This is a genomic window from Pararhizobium antarcticum (assembly GCF_001885585.1).
Taxonomy (GTDB): Bacteria; Pseudomonadota; Alphaproteobacteria; order Rhizobiales; family Rhizobiaceae; genus Pararhizobium; species Pararhizobium antarcticum.
Window position 1 is genome coordinate 1 of the sequence record NZ_LSRP01000002.1, and the last position, 16220, is coordinate 16220.

General features: G+C 62.6%; 16 protein-coding genes, 1 tRNA gene and 1 riboswitch. Of the genes, 7 read left to right on the forward strand and 10 right to left on the reverse strand.

From position 1 onward, the window contains the following. Window positions 1–179, reverse strand: a 179-nt coding sequence (locus tag AX760_RS01310; protein ID WP_280950746.1) for a GcrA family cell cycle regulator, incomplete at its 3' end; no start/stop codon positions are given. A gap of 432 nt (window positions 180–611) precedes the next feature. On the opposite strand from AX760_RS01310, the gene AX760_RS01315 reads away from it, so the two are divergent. Beyond that, entirely contained in the window at window positions 612–1811 is a 1200-nt protein-coding gene (locus AX760_RS01315; RefSeq protein WP_071831044.1) for an aspartate aminotransferase family protein, read from the forward strand. A 36-nt stretch (window positions 1812–1847) separates the two neighbouring features. Further along, window positions 1848–2765: an ornithine carbamoyltransferase gene (gene argF, locus AX760_RS01320; protein WP_071831045.1), complete on the forward strand. Its 918-nt coding sequence runs from the start codon at window positions 1848–1850 to the stop codon at window positions 2763–2765. 45 nt (window positions 2766–2810) lie between these two features. On the opposite strand, the gene AX760_RS26975 is transcribed toward argF, so the two are convergent. Then, on the reverse strand, window positions 2811–2969 hold the full coding sequence (locus AX760_RS26975; protein ID WP_175551989.1) for a hypothetical protein: 159 nt from the start codon (window positions 2967–2969) through the stop codon (window positions 2811–2813). A gap of 70 nt (window positions 2970–3039) precedes the next feature. On the opposite strand from AX760_RS26975, the gene AX760_RS01325 reads away from it, so the two are divergent. Further along, window positions 3040–4026 carry an Hsp33 family molecular chaperone gene (locus AX760_RS01325; RefSeq protein ID WP_071831046.1) on the forward strand — a complete coding sequence of 329 codons (987 nt, stop codon included), beginning with the start codon at window positions 3040–3042 and terminating at the stop codon, window positions 4024–4026. 16 nt (window positions 4027–4042) lie between these two features. Here the strand turns inward: AX760_RS01325 and apaG are convergent, their stop codons facing one another. Together apaG and AX760_RS01335 are read right to left on the reverse strand one after the other, a co-directional pair. Then, window positions 4043–4435: a Co2+/Mg2+ efflux protein ApaG gene (gene apaG / locus AX760_RS01330; protein ID WP_083531025.1), complete on the reverse strand. Its 393-nt coding sequence runs from the start codon at window positions 4433–4435 to the stop codon at window positions 4043–4045. Between the two features lie 200 nt (window positions 4436–4635). After that, window positions 4636–5820 carry an O-succinylhomoserine sulfhydrylase gene (locus tag AX760_RS01335; protein ID WP_071831137.1) on the reverse strand — a complete coding sequence of 395 codons (1185 nt, stop codon included), beginning with the start codon at window positions 5818–5820 and terminating at the stop codon, window positions 4636–4638. A 43-nt stretch (window positions 5821–5863) separates the two neighbouring features. Beyond that, a riboswitch (SAM riboswitch) is annotated at window positions 5864–5942 on the reverse strand. Window positions 5943–6050: 108 nt separating this feature from the next. On the opposite strand from AX760_RS01335, the gene AX760_RS01340 reads away from it, so the two are divergent. Together AX760_RS01340 and AX760_RS01345 are read left to right on the forward strand one after the other, a co-directional pair. Then, window positions 6051–7148: a 2'-deoxycytidine 5'-triphosphate deaminase gene (locus AX760_RS01340; protein WP_071831048.1), complete on the forward strand. Its 1098-nt coding sequence runs from the start codon at window positions 6051–6053 to the stop codon at window positions 7146–7148. 85 nt (window positions 7149–7233) lie between these two features. Beyond that, a tRNA-Gly gene (locus AX760_RS01345) sits at window positions 7234–7307 on the forward strand. A gap of 10 nt (window positions 7308–7317) precedes the next feature. Here AX760_RS01345 and AX760_RS01350 read toward each other — a convergent pair. Then, on the reverse strand, window positions 7318–9231 hold the full coding sequence (locus tag AX760_RS01350; RefSeq protein WP_245294906.1) for a glycosyltransferase family 2 protein: 1914 nt from the start codon (window positions 9229–9231) through the stop codon (window positions 7318–7320). Window positions 9232–9320: 89 nt separating this feature from the next. Between AX760_RS01350 and AX760_RS01355 the strand changes: the two genes are divergently transcribed. Further along, window positions 9321–10196 (forward strand): transporter substrate-binding domain-containing protein, encoded by an 876-nt coding sequence (locus AX760_RS01355; RefSeq protein WP_071831138.1) that lies wholly within the window; start codon window positions 9321–9323, stop codon window positions 10194–10196. A gap of 38 nt (window positions 10197–10234) precedes the next feature. On the opposite strand, the gene AX760_RS01360 is transcribed toward AX760_RS01355, so the two are convergent. The 5 genes from AX760_RS01360 to AX760_RS01380 form a co-directional block, all read right to left on the reverse strand. Continuing rightward, window positions 10235–10645 (reverse strand): tellurite resistance TerB family protein, encoded by a 411-nt coding sequence (locus AX760_RS01360; RefSeq protein WP_071831050.1) that lies wholly within the window; start codon window positions 10643–10645, stop codon window positions 10235–10237. 180 nt (window positions 10646–10825) lie between these two features. Next, a complete protein-coding gene (locus AX760_RS01365) occupies window positions 10826–11872 on the reverse strand; it encodes a Tim44 domain-containing protein (RefSeq protein ID WP_071831051.1) in 1047 nt (348 codons plus the stop codon). Between the two features lie 158 nt (window positions 11873–12030). Next, entirely contained in the window at window positions 12031–13053 is a 1023-nt protein-coding gene (locus AX760_RS01370; RefSeq protein WP_071831052.1) for a glycerophosphodiester phosphodiesterase family protein, read from the reverse strand. Window positions 13054–13185: 132 nt separating this feature from the next. Next, a complete protein-coding gene (locus AX760_RS01375; RefSeq protein WP_087149134.1) occupies window positions 13186–14064 on the reverse strand; it encodes a DMT family transporter in 879 nt (292 codons plus the stop codon). Window positions 14065–14212: 148 nt separating this feature from the next. Then, the gene (locus AX760_RS01380) at window positions 14213–15322 is read right to left on the reverse strand and encodes a calcium:cation antiporter (RefSeq protein WP_071831054.1); all 1110 of its coding nucleotides are present in this window, start codon (window positions 15320–15322) and stop codon (window positions 14213–14215) included. A 202-nt stretch (window positions 15323–15524) separates the two neighbouring features. Between AX760_RS01380 and AX760_RS01385 the strand changes: the two genes are divergently transcribed. Continuing rightward, on the forward strand, window positions 15525–16190 hold the full coding sequence (locus AX760_RS01385) for a S24 family peptidase (RefSeq protein WP_071831139.1): 666 nt from the start codon (window positions 15525–15527) through the stop codon (window positions 16188–16190). The last annotated feature ends 30 nt before the right edge of the window (window positions 16191–16220 follow it).

Sequence of the window (16220 nt, forward strand, 5' to 3'; positions counted from 1 at the left end):
GGGCGCGACGCCGCTGCCGTGCCGCCGGCCTTGGCGCGACCGGGCAGGCTCAGCCTGTGAACCTTGCCGATGACGGCGTTGCGGCTGACGCCGCCGAGCTGTGCGGCGATCTGGCTCGCGCTCAACCCCTCGGACCACAGCTTCTTGAGTTTTTCGACCCGCTCGTCAGTCCAGTTCATGATTTTGTCTCCGTTCCCGGCGTTGATGATGAACGAATCCTCCACCGTGCTCCGGAGCAATCCGGAACTGCAACGCGATAACACTTTTGGTGACTAGGTCCGCCGCATGCGTCTAGTAATTGAATATTAACCTAGTGAACGGGTGACTCCGTGACAAGAGTCCGGCGAATCACGCCGAATCGATTTATGGGTTTTCCCCAACTTGCTGCCGTGGCGTTGTATTTTTGCAAGCCCGATCGGGAAAAAAATCATCAGGGCCGTGTATGTCGAGAATTGCCCGAAACTCCGGGCTTTTGTTGACATTGCGGTGCGGAATGAAGATAGTGCGCAGGCCGCCGCAAGGCGGCATTTTTGATTGTCAGAGCCGGATGCCGGCACCAGGAAGAGTGTCGTCGAGGTTGGATTTCTCGATGATTGCAAGGAGATGTCGCCATGGCCGAAGTCACGCCGCTGTTTGAGACCTATGCGCGTGCACCGCTTCGCTTCGAGCGCGGCGAAGGCGTCTGGCTGATCGCGGAGGATGGCACCCGCTATCTGGATTTCGCAGCCGGCGTTGCCGTCAACTCGCTCGGCCATGCCCATCCGCATCTGGTCTCCGCCTTGAAGGAACAGGCCGAAAAAGTCTGGCACCTGTCCAATCTCTACGAGGTTCCCGGGCAGGAAAAGCTTGCGGCCCGCATGACGGCAGCGACCTTTGCCGACAAGGTGTTCTTCACCAACTCCGGTGCCGAGGCTCTGGAATGCGCGATCAAGACCGCGCGTCGCTATCATTTCGCCAAGGGCCAGCCGGAAAAATTCCACATCATCACCTTCGAAGGCGCCTTCCATGGCCGCACGCTGGCCACCATCGCCGCCGGCGGCCAGGCAAAGTATCTCGAGGGCTTCGGCCCCAAGGCGCCGGGCTTTGACCAGGTGCCGTTCGAGGATCTCGCGGCCCTGAAGGCGGCAATCAACGAGGACACCGCAGCCATCCTGATCGAGCCGATCCAGGGTGAAGGCGGCATTCGGGTGGCATCGAAGGAATTCCTGCAGGCGCTGCGCGCGCTTTGCGACGAGCACGGCCTGATGTTGATCTTCGACGAAGTCCAGACCGGCATCGGTCGGACGGGCAAGCTCTTTGCCTATGAGGCAACGGGCATCGCGCCGGATATCATGGCGGTCGCAAAGGGCATAGGCGGCGGCTTTCCGCTCGGCGCTTGCCTCGCGACGCAGGAGGCTGCCGTCGGCATGGTCGCCGGCACACATGGTTCGACCTATGGCGGCAATCCGCTGGCCATGGCGGTCGGCAATGCGGTGCTCGACGTGGTGCTCGAGGATGGTTTCCTGGAGCATGTGCGCGATGTCGCGCTTGTCTTCCGCCAAGGGATAGCATCCTTGCAGGATCGCTTCCCTGATGTGATCGAGGAGGTGCGCGGCGAGGGCCTGATGCTCGGCATCAAGGCGAAGGTACCGTCGGCGGATCTCCTGAAGGCCATTCGTGCGCAAAAGCTTCTGGCGGTTCCCGCCGGAGAAAACGTCATCCGCCTGCTGCCGCCGCTGACCACCACGGCTGCGGAAGCGCGCGAGGGGCTTGCCCGCATCGAGCGCGCGGCCGAACAGTTGACGAGCGTGAAACACAAGGCGTCGGCCTGAGCGTTTCGCGTCAAGCAGGCATAACAGGATTTGGACATGGCTGGTACAAGACACTTTCTCGATCTCTCCGCGATGACGTCGGGGGACCTGCGCGTCATCATGGACGACGCCAAGTCGCGCAAGACGGCGACCAAGGCGGGCACGGCGGAAAAGCCACTGGCGGGCAAGATGCTGGCCATGATCTTCGAGAAGCCCTCGACCCGCACCCGGGTCTCCTTTGACGTCGGCATGCGCCAGCTCGGCGGCGAGACGCTCTTCCTGTCGGGTACCGAGATGCAGCTCGGCCGCGCCGAGACCATCGGCGATACCGCCAAGGTGCTGTCGCGTTATGTCGATGCCATCATGATCCGCACCACAGACCATACGCGCCTGCTCGAGCTTGCCGAACATGCGACGGTTCCCGTCATCAACGGCCTGACCGATACCACGCATCCCTGCCAGATCATGGCCGATATCATGACCTTCGAGGAACACAGCGGCCCGGTGAAGGACAAGACTATCGCCTGGACCGGCGACGGCAACAATGTGCTGCATTCCTTCATCGAAGGCTCGGCCCGCTTCGGCTACCGGATGAACATGGCCGTTCCGCTCGGCTCCGAGCCGGATGACAAGATCCTCAACTGGGCCCGCAACAATGGCGGCGAGATCAAGCTCTATCATGATGCCGAACAGGCGGTCGCCGGCGCGCATTGTGTCGTGACCGACACCTGGATCTCCATGAACCAGGAGCATCGCGCCCGCGGTCACAATGTCTTCCAGCCCTATCAGGTCAATGCGGCGCTGATGCAGAAGGCAGCAAAAGACGCGCTGTTCATGCACTGCCTGCCGGCGCATCGCGGCGAGGAGGTCACCGACGAGGTGATCGACGGCCCGCAGTCCGTCGTGTTCGACGAGGCCGAAAACCGTCTTCATGCCCAGAAATCGGTTCTCGCCTGGTGTCTCGGGGCGCTTTGAGCGCATCGAGCATGTGCCATTGAAATCACCGGTCTGACGCACGATCTAAGCGATTGCGGCGATCGGCGCCGGAGCAAAGGCCTTGGTGCCGGCGACCGGCGATTTCAATCCTGCCCCCGACGCCGTGCCGCAACCGTCGGCGATCGGGCCGTTTTTCAGTCTGGTCTGGACAAAACGGGCAGACGCAGGGATCAATATGGACATCGGGGTTCGCCCGTCGGGCGCCTTTGAGGCGCTCGCCGCACCGGGCGTGCCGATGTTAAGGAGCAGAGTGATGGTGGAAGCAGTACAGGGCCTTGGCCAGTTCGATTATGCCGGCGATGATCATGTCGTGCCTTTCCAGGTGGAAGGCCTCGACGTGCGCGGTCGTGCCGTGCAACTCGGTCCGATGCTGGACGCCATTCTCGAGCGCCACAACTATCCGCTACCCGTTGCAAGGCTCGTTGCCGAAACCGTCGTTTTGACGGTGCTTCTCGGCACCTCGCTGAAATTCGAAGGCAAGCTCATCGTTCAGACGCAGAGCAATGGCCCGGTCGATCTCGTCGTTGCCGATTTTTCGACGCCCGACAGGGTGCGCGCCTATGCCCGCTTCAATGAGGAAGCGCTGGCGATCGCCGAAGAGCAGGGCCTAACCGAGCCGCAGCAGCTGCTCGGCGAGGGCATCCTTGCCTTTACCATCGACCAGGGTGCCGACATGCAGCGCTACCAGGGGATCGTGCCGCTCGACGGCGCGACGCTGGAAGAGATCGCCGGTGTCTATTTCCGCCAGTCGGAACAGATCCCGACCAAGGTGCGCCTGAGCGTCGCCGAGCTTCTCGACCGCGACGCGGACGGCAAGCCGCGCCATCGCTGGCGGGCTGGCGGCGTCGTTGCCCAGTTTCTGCCGGAAACGCTGGAGCGCATGCGCCAGCCGGACCTGCATGGGGGCGACGGCGACGACCGGGATCTCGTCGAGGTCGACGACCTCTGGGGCGAAGCAAAGGTGATGGTCGAGACGATTGCAGCCGATGAGCTGACCGACCCGATGGTCGGGCCGGAACGGTTGCTCTACAGGCTGTTTCATGAGCGGGGCGTTCGGGTCTATCCGCCGCAGGCCGTCTATGACCGCTGCACCTGCTCGCGCGACAAGATCCGCGACGTTCTTGCCAGCCTGAGCCAGGACGATATCGACCACACGGTTGTCGATGGCGTGGTGACGGTGAATTGCGAGTTCTGTTCGACGAGCTACGCGTTTGAAGCGACGGAAGTGCGCCCGCAGTAACAGGCGGGCCTGGGCATCAGTTGAGCACGCGGCTTAATCCGGGTGCATCGAGCGAGAAGGCGGGGATGTTGACATCGAACCTCTCCCCGCTTTCCGCTTCCATGCCGTAATGGCCGAACATCACCCCGGACGGCGTGTCGAGCGGGCAGCCTGAAGAATATTCGTAAGTGTCGCCGGGATTGAGCACCGGCTGTTCGCCGATCACGCCGGGACCATTGACCTCGTCGACCTGGCCCGTCTCGTCGGTGATGTTCCAGTAGCGTGTCACCAGCCGCACCGAGATATCGGAATGGTTGGAAATGACGATCCTGTAGCCCCAGACATAGCGGCTGTCATCCGGGTCGGATTGCTCCTCCAGATAATACGGCTCGACAGTCACTTCGATGTCGCGGGTCAGCGCGCGATACATATGCAATACCTTGTTCACGTTGGAAAACGTATTCTACAGCAATATGGTTTCGTCAAGAATAACGGCAGTGCCTGCAGACCTGATTGCGCGCCAATTTGCAACAGGTGACGCGCTCTGCGAGGCATGGCACCGGTCCGGGCAAAGAAAAGCCGCCTGACCATGCGGTTCAGGCGGCTCTGTGGATGTCGCTGCTGGAAGGTTCAGGCCTGGACGGACTTCAGGGCGCGGGCGAAGTCGTCGACCAGATCCTGGCTGTCCTCGATCCCGGCCGACAGGCGCACCGTTCCGGGGGATATGCCGAGTTCGGCGCGGGCCTCGTCCGATAGGTTCTTGTGGGTCGTCGTCGCCGGATGGGTGATCAGGCTCTTGCTATCGCCGAGATTGTTGGAAATCTTGATGATTTCAAGCGCATTCTGCAATGCGAACGCAGCCTCCTTGCCACCCTTCATTTCGAAGCAGACGAGTGTCGAGCCGCCTGTCATCTGGCGGGCGATGATGTCGGCCTGCGGATGATCCTTGCGGCCGGGATAGATGACCTTGGCGACCGTGTTCTGCTCGGCCAGGAAATCGGCGATCGTTGCGGCGTTCTCGCTCTGCTGGCGCACGCGCAGCGGCAGGGTTTCGATGCCCTTGAGAAGCGTCCAGGCATTGAACGGCGACAGTGCCGGGCCGGTGTGGCGGAAATAGTCGTGCAGATGTTCGGCAATCCAGTCCTTGTCGGAGAGGATCACGCCTCCGAGGCAGCGCCCCTGTCCGTCGATATGCTTGGTCGCGGAATAGACGACGATATGCGCGCCCAGTTCCAGCGGCTTCTGTAAAAGCGGCGTCGCAAAGACATTGTCGACGATCAGCTTGGCACCGACCGCATTGGCGATTTTGGCGACGCCTTCGATGTCGACGACTTCCAGGGTCGGATTGGTCGGGCTTTCGAGGAAGAACACCTTGGTGTTCGGCTTCACCGCCTTTTCCCAGTTTTCGAGAAAACGCCCGTCGATCAGCGTGAATTCGATGCCGTATTTCGGCGCCAGCGTCTCGACCACCCAGCGGCACGAACCGAACAGCGCGCGGGCGGCGACGATGTGGTCTCCGGCCCTGAGCTGGCAGAGGATCGCGGCTGCAACCGCCGCCATGCCGGATGCCGTGGCGCGCGCATCCTCGGCGCCTTCCAGCATGCACATGCGCTTTTCGAACATGTCGTTGGTCGGGCTGCCGTAGCGGGCATAGATGAAGCCCTCGGTCTCGCCCTTAAAACGGGCTTCCGCCGCTTCCGAGCTGTCATAAACGAAACCCTGGGTCAGAAAGATTGCTTCGGAGGTCTCGCCATGGGCAGAGCGGGTCGTGCCACCATGAACGAGCTGCGTTGCCGGGCGCCAATTCTTGCTCATCATCGTCACTTTCAAAACAAAAAACCGGCCGCGAAAAGCAAGCCGGTTCAAAGACCCGGCCTTTTTAGCTATTTGTTTAACGTGGCTGCAAGCCGACCGGCCAAATCACCACGGGATAATCTTCCAAATACTGCGCAAGCGCGCTTGCGTCAATTCCCCCGGAAGAGAAGATATGTCATGGGGACAAGCAGGGCTATGACGTGTCGCCTGCGGCAAAGAGGAAGACGGACATGACGAGGGCAACGGGCATTCTGGCCGATCGCGCCATTTCAGCACTTTTCGATGCCGGCCGGCTGATCAGCGAAGCGCCGCTGGATATCGATCAGATCCAGCCGGCAAGCCTTGATCTTCGGCTCGGGTCGCGCGCCTTTCGGGTCCGCGCCAGCTTCATGCCCGGCCCCAACCACCGCGTTGCCGACAAGCTCGACCGGTGGAAGCTGCATGTCATCGACCTCAGCGACGGGGCGGTGCTGGAAACCGGCTGCGTTTACATCGTGCCTTTGATGGAAAGCCTCGATCTCCTGCAGGACATGTCGGCGTCCGCCAATCCGAAAAGCTCGACCGGCCGTCTCGACATCTTCACCCGCGTCATCACCGATTATGCCCAGGAGTTCGACAAGATACCAGCAGGCTATAGTGGCCCGCTCTATCTGGAGATCAGCCCGCGCACCTTCCCGATCATCGTGCGGCGCGGTTCGCGCCTGTCGCAGGTGCGCTTTCGCATCGGCCAGGCGCTCCTGACCGAGACCGAGGTGCTGGCGCTGCATGAAAGCGACGTGCTGGTCGCCAGCGAGCGGCCAAACGTCTCCGGAGCCGGCATCGCCCTGTCGATCGACCTCAAGGGCACCGGCGCCGATGGCCTGATCGGCTATCGTGGCAAGCACCATACCGCGGTCGTCGATGTCGACAAGAAGGCCGAACACGGCATTTTCGATTTCTGGGAGCCGCTCTACAGCCGCGGCCATGATGACCTGATCCTCGATCCGGACGAATTCTACATCCTCGTATCGCGTGAGGCCGTGCATGTGCCACCGCTCTACGCGGCCGAGATGACGCCGTTTGATCCGCTGGTCGGGGAGTTCCGGGTGCATTATGCCGGCTTCTTCGACCCGGGCTTCGGCCATGCCTCCTCGGGCGGCACCGGCAGCCGCGCCGTGCTCGAAGTCCGTAGCCACGAGGTGCCGTTCATCCTCGAACACGGCCAGATCGTCGGCCGCCTGGTCTACGAGCACATGATGGAGCATCCGCAGGGGCTTTACGGCTCCGGCCTTGGATCGAATTACCAGGCGCAGGGCCTGAAGCTGTCGAAGCATTTTCGCGCGGAGTGATGCGGTCCAACGTGCGCCTGTCGATGTTTGATCGGCGCGCGAGCCTTGACAGCGGCGATCGCTTGGTGGAAATGTCCGCGCAGACGCGGGTGTAGCTCAATGGTAGAGCAGCAGCTTCCCAAGCTGAATACGAGGGTTCGATTCCCTTCACCCGCTCCAATCCTTCCGTTCAGCTTTCCCCCTCGACGACAGGGACATGCGGCGTCTTGTTCCAGACGAAGGGCTTGCTGCGCAGTTCGAAGACGGCTTTCCAGGCGGCGGCCGACATGATCAGCCAGTAGAGCGGCACGAAAACCCATCGCCAGCCCACGGCCTTGCGCTCCTCCTTGTTCATGCGGTTGCGGCCGAGCGCGATGAAGACGGCATAGCTTCCGAAGATATTGACGATGTCGGTGACGAACAGCCAGAAGGCCAGCGCGCCTTCGCCATGGGCATTGTCCTGCAGCATCGTCCAGGTCAGGTAGCCGAGGAAGGCGACGATGACGGGATGGCCGAGCGACGATAAAAGCAGGCCGGCGATCAGGATCTGGAACACCGTAAAACCGGCCCATCCCATCTCGCGCGCGAGCTTTGCGGGGTCGCGCATCATGACCAGCCAGGTCTGAAGCCACCCCTTGAACCAGCGGGTACGCTGGCCAAGCCAGACGCCGATCGTCACCGGCGCATCCTCGAAGGTCGGCCTCGTGATGACGCGGGAGCGATAGCCCAGACGATGCAGGCGCATGCCAAGGTCCGCATCCTCGGTCATGTTGTAGGGATCCCAGCCCCCGATGGTTCTGAGCGGCGCGGTCCTGAAATGATTGGATGTCCCGCCCAGCGGCAAAGGCAGGTCCGAGAGGGCGAGCATCGGCAGCAGGCCACGAAACAGGCCGGCATATTCGAGCGCAAACAGCGCGCTCAGCCAGGACTGCCTGGCATTGGTGATCATTAGCGGTGCCTGCAGGCAGATGACATGGTCCGGTGCCGTCAGGAAGGCGGCATGCGCCTCGCGCAACTGGCCGGGATCGGGGCGATCCTCCGCATCATAGACAGCAAGGAGCGCGCCGCGGCAACCGGGCAGCGCATAGGATAGCGCTTTCGGCTTGGTCCGCGGCAGACGCAGGGGCACACGGACGATTTCATATTCCGGGGCAAGCCGCATCGTCTCCAGCACAGCGATCGTTTCGGTATCATCCTCCTCGCAGACGAGCTTGATATCGAGGCGCGATCGCGGCCAGTCGAGACTGTCGAGTGCCCGGACAAGCTGCTCTGCGACGCCTCTTTCCCTATAGAGCGCGACCAGCACCGAATAGACGGGCAGGCTGGCTGTGACGTCAACGGGCGGGGCTGCGGGCCGGATCGCGTGTTTTTCCTGGCGGAAAGCGACGAACAATGCCCACAACCGCACCAGAAAATTGGCCAGATAAAACAATGTCAGGACAATGTGCACCAGAAGCATGGTGACCAGCGGCAGCGTCACGGCCGATACGAGCAGCCCGCAAAAGAGAACGCCGGTGTAAAAACCCTGCCGTCCCCAGAATGTTATGCGGGCGCTGTGCAGCGGGCTCGTCTCGAACAGCGCGCCGCAGGTCTCGGAGACGCGACGCAAGCGCCCTGCCTGCCACGCAGCACGCCGCACCTCGGATGCCGGGGAAACGACGATGCTGGTTTTCAGGGCCGGCACGCGCTCGAGCGTTGCAAGGGTTTGCGCCAATCGATCGAGACGCGGCACGATCACGGTGATCGGGGGGCGGGAAGGATGGTGCAGGCGCAAGGTTTCCGGGCGGATGATCTGGCTGTCCAGCCCGGCAATGTCGAGAATGCGCGCCGCATCGAGATCCCGCAGGAAGGTGACGCCGAGCATCTCCGCCAGGGCCTCGAAATACAGGCACTCGTCAATATCGCCGGAGGCAAGCAATTCGGCCTCGACAGAGGTACCATGGGCCTGCGCCGCTAGCATCATCCGGGCGATCAGCGGCTTGCCGATGCCCATGCGCAAAAGATCGCGGCCCTGGCGTAGCAATTCCGGGCTCAAAGCCAGCGAAAGAGGCTCAGGCGGTGGCGTGGCGATCACGGCCTCCGGTTGGGCATTTCCAGTAGCCATCCCGGAAATGTCCGGATAGTCTCCGAAGCGCATCCATGAACCCATTGCCTCGCAGCAATGCCCCGCACCTGTCCCCGCGATCGATCATAATGAGACGTGCAGTGTATTCATCCCTAAAATTTTACGGGTTATTCGCGTTAAACGTGTTTTTGGTTGTGGTTTCCGGTGGTTTTGTCCATGCGGCAGACGGTGTTTTGCGTGAGATGCCCACCCTGTTCGATAGTCGCGAACGCATTGCAAAGCCCGATCTTACCGGGCTTGCAAGGTTGCGGTTCCTGACCACGGTCGATTTTCCACCGTTCAACTTTATCGATCAATCCGGTAAACTGGCCGGCTATCATGTCGATCTTGTCAGGGAAATCTGTCGTCTTCTCGCTATCGAGAAGACATGCGAAATCCAGGCTGTCACGTTCAGCGAATTGCAGTCGGCGCTCGCAGAGGGGCAGGGCGAGGCCGTGGTGGCCGGCATTGCGATCACTCCGGAAATGCGGCAGCGTTTTGCTTTCTCCCGCGTCTTCATGACACTGCCGGCCCGGTTCGTCGCCAATGTTCGCGTGCCGGGGCGCGCCGCGGCGGTGGAGGCGCTTTCGGGGAAGCCCGTGGGGGTGGTTGCGGGCACGACGCATGAGGCGATGCTGAAAGCATTTTTCCCGGACATTCAGGCGAGGGCCTTCCCAACACGCGCCGATATGCTGGCGCAACTGCAGACAGGGGCCATCCCTGCGGTGTTTTCCGACGGAATGCAGCTGTCGTTCTGGGTCTCGGGAGGGGACGCGGCCGGTTGCTGTGCGCTTCTCGACGGTGCCTATTTCTCGCAACGGTTTCTCGGCGAGGGCCTGTCGATCATGAACCGCAAGGAGGATCCGGTTCTGACGCAGGCGATCGACCATGCGCTTCTTGCACTGTCGCGCAACGGCAGGCTCAATGAAATCTATCTGCGGTATTTTCCCAACGGGATCTTCTGAGCTTATCCGCTGGCGGCTGTCTTTGGTCTGTTGGCGGCCTATCGGCGGAAGCGCGCAATGGCCCCGCGCTCGATTGCCGCGCAGGTCAGCTTGTCGAGGCCGAGGCGGTCGCGCAACATCTGCAGCAGGCGGATTTCCTCGCTGCGAATGGCAAGATCGGCCGCGGCCAGTTCCACCGCCAGCGCATAGGCGGTGTCGTAGAGCCGTTCCGGAAGCGCCTCGCGGATGACCTCCAGCACGATGTCGAGACCCTCCGGGCCGGAAAGCTGTGCTGCACAATCGCTGGCGATGTCCATCAACCGTTCGTCGTCGAAATCCTCGAAGACGGGAAGGACCCGGCTAAGCGCGCCGATCCGCTCGAGTTCCTCTTCGCTCATGGCCGTGTCGACGGCCGACATCATGACCATGACATAGACGAGGGCTTCATGATGGCTGAGTGTGTCGAGCATGGGTGTTCCGGGCCTGTTTGCTTCTGCGATGATGCAGGTACGGTCTCGGTGGCTTGCTTGCAAGGGCTGCGGCTCACTTTTCAGTCCGGCCCGTCAGACCGTCAATTCGGCAACAAAAAGCCCGATGCAGCGGCTGCACCGGGCTCCTGTGAATGATGATTGCAACAGAGGTCGAACCGTTCAGGCTGCGGCGCCCTGGATAGCGGAGACCTGCCATTCGGCGCCGTTCTTGCGCAGGAATGTCCAGAGCTCGACCGTTTCCGACGGTTGATCCGGATCGCCTTCGACGACACGGCCGGTGGCACGCTCGCGCACCACGTCGATGCTCTCATAGCGCATCGCAACGGTTGCGTATTCGGCATCGGCTTCGCGCCAGGCTTCCGAGACATCGCCCTGCACGAGATGGACGTCGCGGACCTCGTTTTTGAGGCCACGCGTGGCGTTGTCGCTCAGTTCCTCGGCCAGATAGGACATGGCTTCCGGCGTCGTCAGTGCGCGCAGCGTCGCATAGTCCTCGGCGGCATAGGCAGCTTGGACCTTTTTCAGGAGGGTTTCGAACGTATCGAGATCATCAGCGCCGACACCGATTTCATCGGTCGCGTCGCTCGCTTGGCGAACCGGCTCCGGGCGGCTGCCGCCGCCAATGCGCGGAATGCTGAAGCCGGGGCCACTGGCCTCGCGGTTGGCCTGTGCGCCGAAACCCTGGCCGAAGCCGGCCAGCGGTGAGGCTGCTCCGCCGGCAGGACCGGACGCGTTGCGCGGCGCATAACCGGCGGCTGCCGTCTGCCGGCCGCGACCGAAGAAGCGCATGGCGAGCATCACCGCGCCGCCGATCAGCGCAATCTGCAACAACAGGCCAAGGAAACCCAGGCCGCCACCCATGCCGGTGCCCATCATCATGCCGATCAGTCCGCCGAGCGCGAGGCCACCCAGCATCGAGCCGGCGAAGCCGCCGAACATGCCGCGGCTCTGCGCGCCGGGACGCGCGGCCTGGCCAAGACCCTGCTGGCCCGTTGCTTGCGTGCCCTGCGGCTGCTGTGTCATCGTCCGGTCAATCGGGGTCGCCGTGTTCGGCGCCGTGCGGGTGACAGCCGGTGCCTGGAAGGTGCGCGTGCCGCGACTGCCGAAGCCGCTGCCTGAGCGGCGTGCCTCCGCCACATCGACAACGGTGAGCATCACCGTCAAACCCACCGCCGCAAGTGCAAGAAACCGTCCGAAACGCTGCATCAAAACCCGATCCTCTCAATCTTCTCCCAAGGGGCCCAACGGACCCGAAGCCCCCATATAGAGATCCGATCCGGACAATTGAAGGGCAGGGAGGCGATTTGCCGGGCTCAACCGTGAACAGTGCCTTCAATGGAACGGCAGATCGCAGTCAATAAGCCTCAGTTCGTCAGGTCGTAGGGGACCCGGTAGCCGTTGGCCTCCAGCCATTCGATCACGAGCTTCGGCTCGTCGGTCTGGATGATGGTCGCGCCGCGATCGGCCCAGAACCCATAGACCTCCTCGGGCTGTCCCCCGAAGACCGCCAGTTCATCGCCGCGTCCGCCGGCGAGCATGGCGCCGGGCCGGTTGACGATCGGATAGGTGTTGACCCAAAGATGCCAGTTGCCGGCAATCGCTGCGGCCCTTGCCTTGGCACTGAACAGCGGGCCGCCGCGGTCCGTCAGCGGCGCACCGGTCTGGTGCCAGGTGACGAGTTCGGCGGCAAAGGCCGAAAACGCCCGCGTCGCCTGCGCCATGAAGCGGGCATCGTGCACGGCGTCGTCGGCCAGGATCGGCATGAAGGGCACATCCGCACCGACGCTGGCAAGCATTGCCCTCGTGTCGTCGATCCGTTTTGTGTTCCAGACGTTTTCCTTGATCAGGATACCATCGGTCATGCCGAGCGCCCGCGCTTCCGCTGCAATCTGCGCAAGCGCGTCCGGCCCCAGCTTGTTGTCGATATTGACGAGGATGCGGCCGCGTGCCGTGGCCAGCGCCTGTTTCAGCGTCGGGATCGGCTCTTCGGTGATCTCGCCCGTGCCCTCGACGACGAGACGGCAGTCCTGCAACGCGTCGAAGCGGCGCCTGTCGACTTCACCCTTGCAGGTCGTGGTCCGGTCGAGCCAGCTGTCATGCAAAACGATCAACTGCCCGTCGGCCGTCTTGCGGATATCCATCTCGACGATTTCGGCGCCAAGCCCGATGGCATAGCGGATCGAGGCCAGCGAATTCTCCGCCATGCGGATGTGGCCGTTTTCCTTCCAGCCGGCCCGGTGCGCCACCACCATGATATGATTGCGCCATTGGTTGGCATCCTGGAGCCGGCCGAGAATCTGGCTGCTGCGGGTGGTCTCGGCGGCGATGCCGTTGACGGCAACGGCGGCAAGAACAAGTGCCGCAAAGATCGGGGCTGCAAAGCGCATGACCGTGCTCCATGGTCTCGATCACGGTGCGTGACCGGTCCGATGGCGATAGACCGCAGGAGTGACAGGGCCATGAAGGGAGGATGACAGGACGATGAATCCTGTCGGTAGACGGCCGGCAGCGCAATTGCGTCAGCGCGGCCGCAATCTGTGGGAGAAACGCTCGCCGGCGATGATGATGATGCCGGCGGAAATGATCAGCGCCGCGCCGGCAAACACCTGCACGCCGGGAATATCGCCCCAGATTGCGAACCCCAGCAGGAATGCCCAGACCAGCGAGGAATATTCGAACGGCGCCAGAACCGATACCGGTGCGCGGCGCATGCCCTCGAACAGCGCATATTGGGCAATGCCGGCGACAATCCCGGTCGCGGCCATCAGTTCCAGATCGGCAAGGCCAGGCCGCACCCAGTAGATCGCCATCGGCACGCAGGTGAACAGGATGAAGAAGCCGCTCGACAGCGTCATCTGCACCAGTGTCGTTTCCTGCAGGGCCGTCTTGCGCAGGAGTACGGTGCCGATCGCCCAGAACACGGCGGCCTGCAGGGCCAGAAGCACGGGAGTGTTGAGCGTCATGCCGGCCCCGAGCGGATCACAGGCCACCAGCACGCCGATGAAGCCGACGAGAACGGCGACCCAGCGCAGCGGCGGCACCTGCTCCTTGAGGATCGGCACGGCGAGCAGGGTGATCAGGATCGGCGAGGCGTAATAGAGCGTCGTCAGTTCCGCGAGCCCCAGGTCACGTGCCGCCGTATAATAGGAAAGCCAGGCCGCGAGCAGCAGCAGGTTGCGGACGAACATGGCCTTCAGCACCGGCGAGACGATGGCCTTGCGCAGCACCGCGCCGCGGCCGACGGCAAGACACACGGCAAAGATCGTGACGCTGCGGACAAACAGGATCTGGAAGACCGGCAGGCCGACCACCAGCCATTTGACCGAGGCATCCTGAAGCGTGAACAGGAAATAGGCAAAGATCGTCAGCAGGATGCCGGACAGGACGGAGGGGTTCAACGGAGATGCTCCAGGAGGTGCTGTCCGATGATGCGGACAGGCCATCCTGATAGCCCGGCGCGACGCGGCGCGAAAGGGGGCAGGCGACGGGCGGCTGTCGCGAAAAATGGGCGTGCTCACGCCCTGCAGGCGCGTCTCCGGTCCCTGGTCAGAGGCCGAGCATGGACAGCATGATGAAGGTGGCGAACAGGACGAAATGCGTCATGCCCTCGATCGCATTGGTCTCGCCGTCATTGAGGTTGATCGCAGCCACGATCAGCGTGATCGCCACCATGACCGTCTGCACCGGCGTCATCGCCATGACGAAGGGCTGGCCGGTGTAAAGCGCGATCGCTTCCATGACGGGAACGGTGAGGATCACCGTCGACAGCGAGGCCCCGAGCGCGATGTTGACGACCGCCTGCATGCGATTGGCAAGGGCGGCCCGGAGCGCCGTCATAATTTCCGGCGAGGCCGAAATCGCCGCAACCACGATGGCCGCAAGGACCGGCGGCGCGCCGGTGCCCTTCAGCCCGGCCGTCAGAAGCACGGACATGACCTCCGCCAGCACGCCGATGATGATGACGCCGATGATGAGGATGATGATCGAGCCGAGGACAGGCTCTGCGATCGAGCCGGGGGCAGGCTTGCTGGACGCGGGCGGCGCATCGGTTTTCGGCACGGCCCTCGGATAGGTATAGCTGAAGAAATAGCTGTGGGCACCGACCTGCATGCGCAGGAAGACTGCATAGAGCGTGACCATGGCGATGATGGTGAAAGCGGAATAGAAATGCCATTTCGCGGCCGGAATGAACTCCGGAACGACCATGGAAATGCCCATCGCGGTCAGGATCATCACGCTGTAGCTGCGGCTGGAATCGTCATTGTAGGACTGCTCGCCATGCTTGAGGCCGCCCAGTAGGGCGGCGAGGCCGAGAATGCCGTTGATATCGATCATCACGGCCGAATAGATCGTGTCGCGCACCAGTGTCGGCGACACGTCCTTGCTCATCAGGATGGCCAGGATGATGACCTCGACCAGCACTGCCGACGAGGTCAGGATCATCGTGCCATAGGGATCGCCGACCCTGGCCGCCAGCAGTTCGGCGTGATGGGCAACCCGCATCGAGGCGAGCACGATCGCGCCGACCAGGAGGACGGCGCCGCCAAGCGCCATCACCTGCCCGCCCTCGAGCAGGCTGTGCTCGGCGAGATAGCCGAGAATACCGGCGAAAAGTGCCACCAGCAGCAGGGCTTCGGATCTGAGGATGGAAGACAAGACTGCGCTCCGCTGCCGGCCTGTTCCGGTCTGCACAAGTATAGATCGCGGTCTCGGCATTTCAATCTTGCGCGCGCAGAAACCCGCACCGGCATCAGGATTATTTTCCTCTCCGGCTTTACTCGCGCCCGGCATGGCTGTAATCTCCCGCGCATTGAAAGGGGCGCCGCCTTGCGCCTGCTCTGCCCTCAGGATGGCAACGATGTTTTCACATGACAGCATTTGGGGAGCCATCGATGCGCTCGCCGAGCGTCATCAACTGTCTCCGTCCGGCCTTGCCCGAAGGGCAGGCCTCGACCCGACCTCGTTCAACAAGTCCAAGCGGCAGTCCGTGGACGGGCGCGAGCGCTGGCCATCGACCGAATCCATCGCCAAGGTGCTGGATGCGACAGGCTCGACGATCACCCAGTTCATGGATTTCCTGCGCCCCGACGGTCGCGACGGGCATTTTCCGGAGGGGGCCTTTCCGCCGCAGGCCGGCTCGATACCATTGCTCGGCTTTGCCCAGGCGGGGGCCGGGGGCTTTTTCGACGATGGTGGCTTTCCGGCCGGCCAGGGCTGGGATGTGGTCGATTTTCCGGCGGCTCCTGGCACCAAGGCCGGCGTCTATGCGCTGGAGATCCAGGGCGACAGCATGCTGCCGCTCTATCGAGACGGCGACGTGCTGATCGTCGAACCGGGCGCGCAGATCCGCCGCGGCGACCGCGTGGTCGTCAAGACCAAGGAGGGCGAGGTCATGGCCAAGATACTGGTGCGCCAGACGGTGCGCAGCATCGAGCTGCTGTCGCTCAATCCCGAGCATGCAAACCGAGCCTTCGATGTCAGCGATGTCGAATGGATCGCCCGGATTATCTGGGCCAGCCAGTAACGAGACGCGCATGGGCACCCCCGCAGCCAT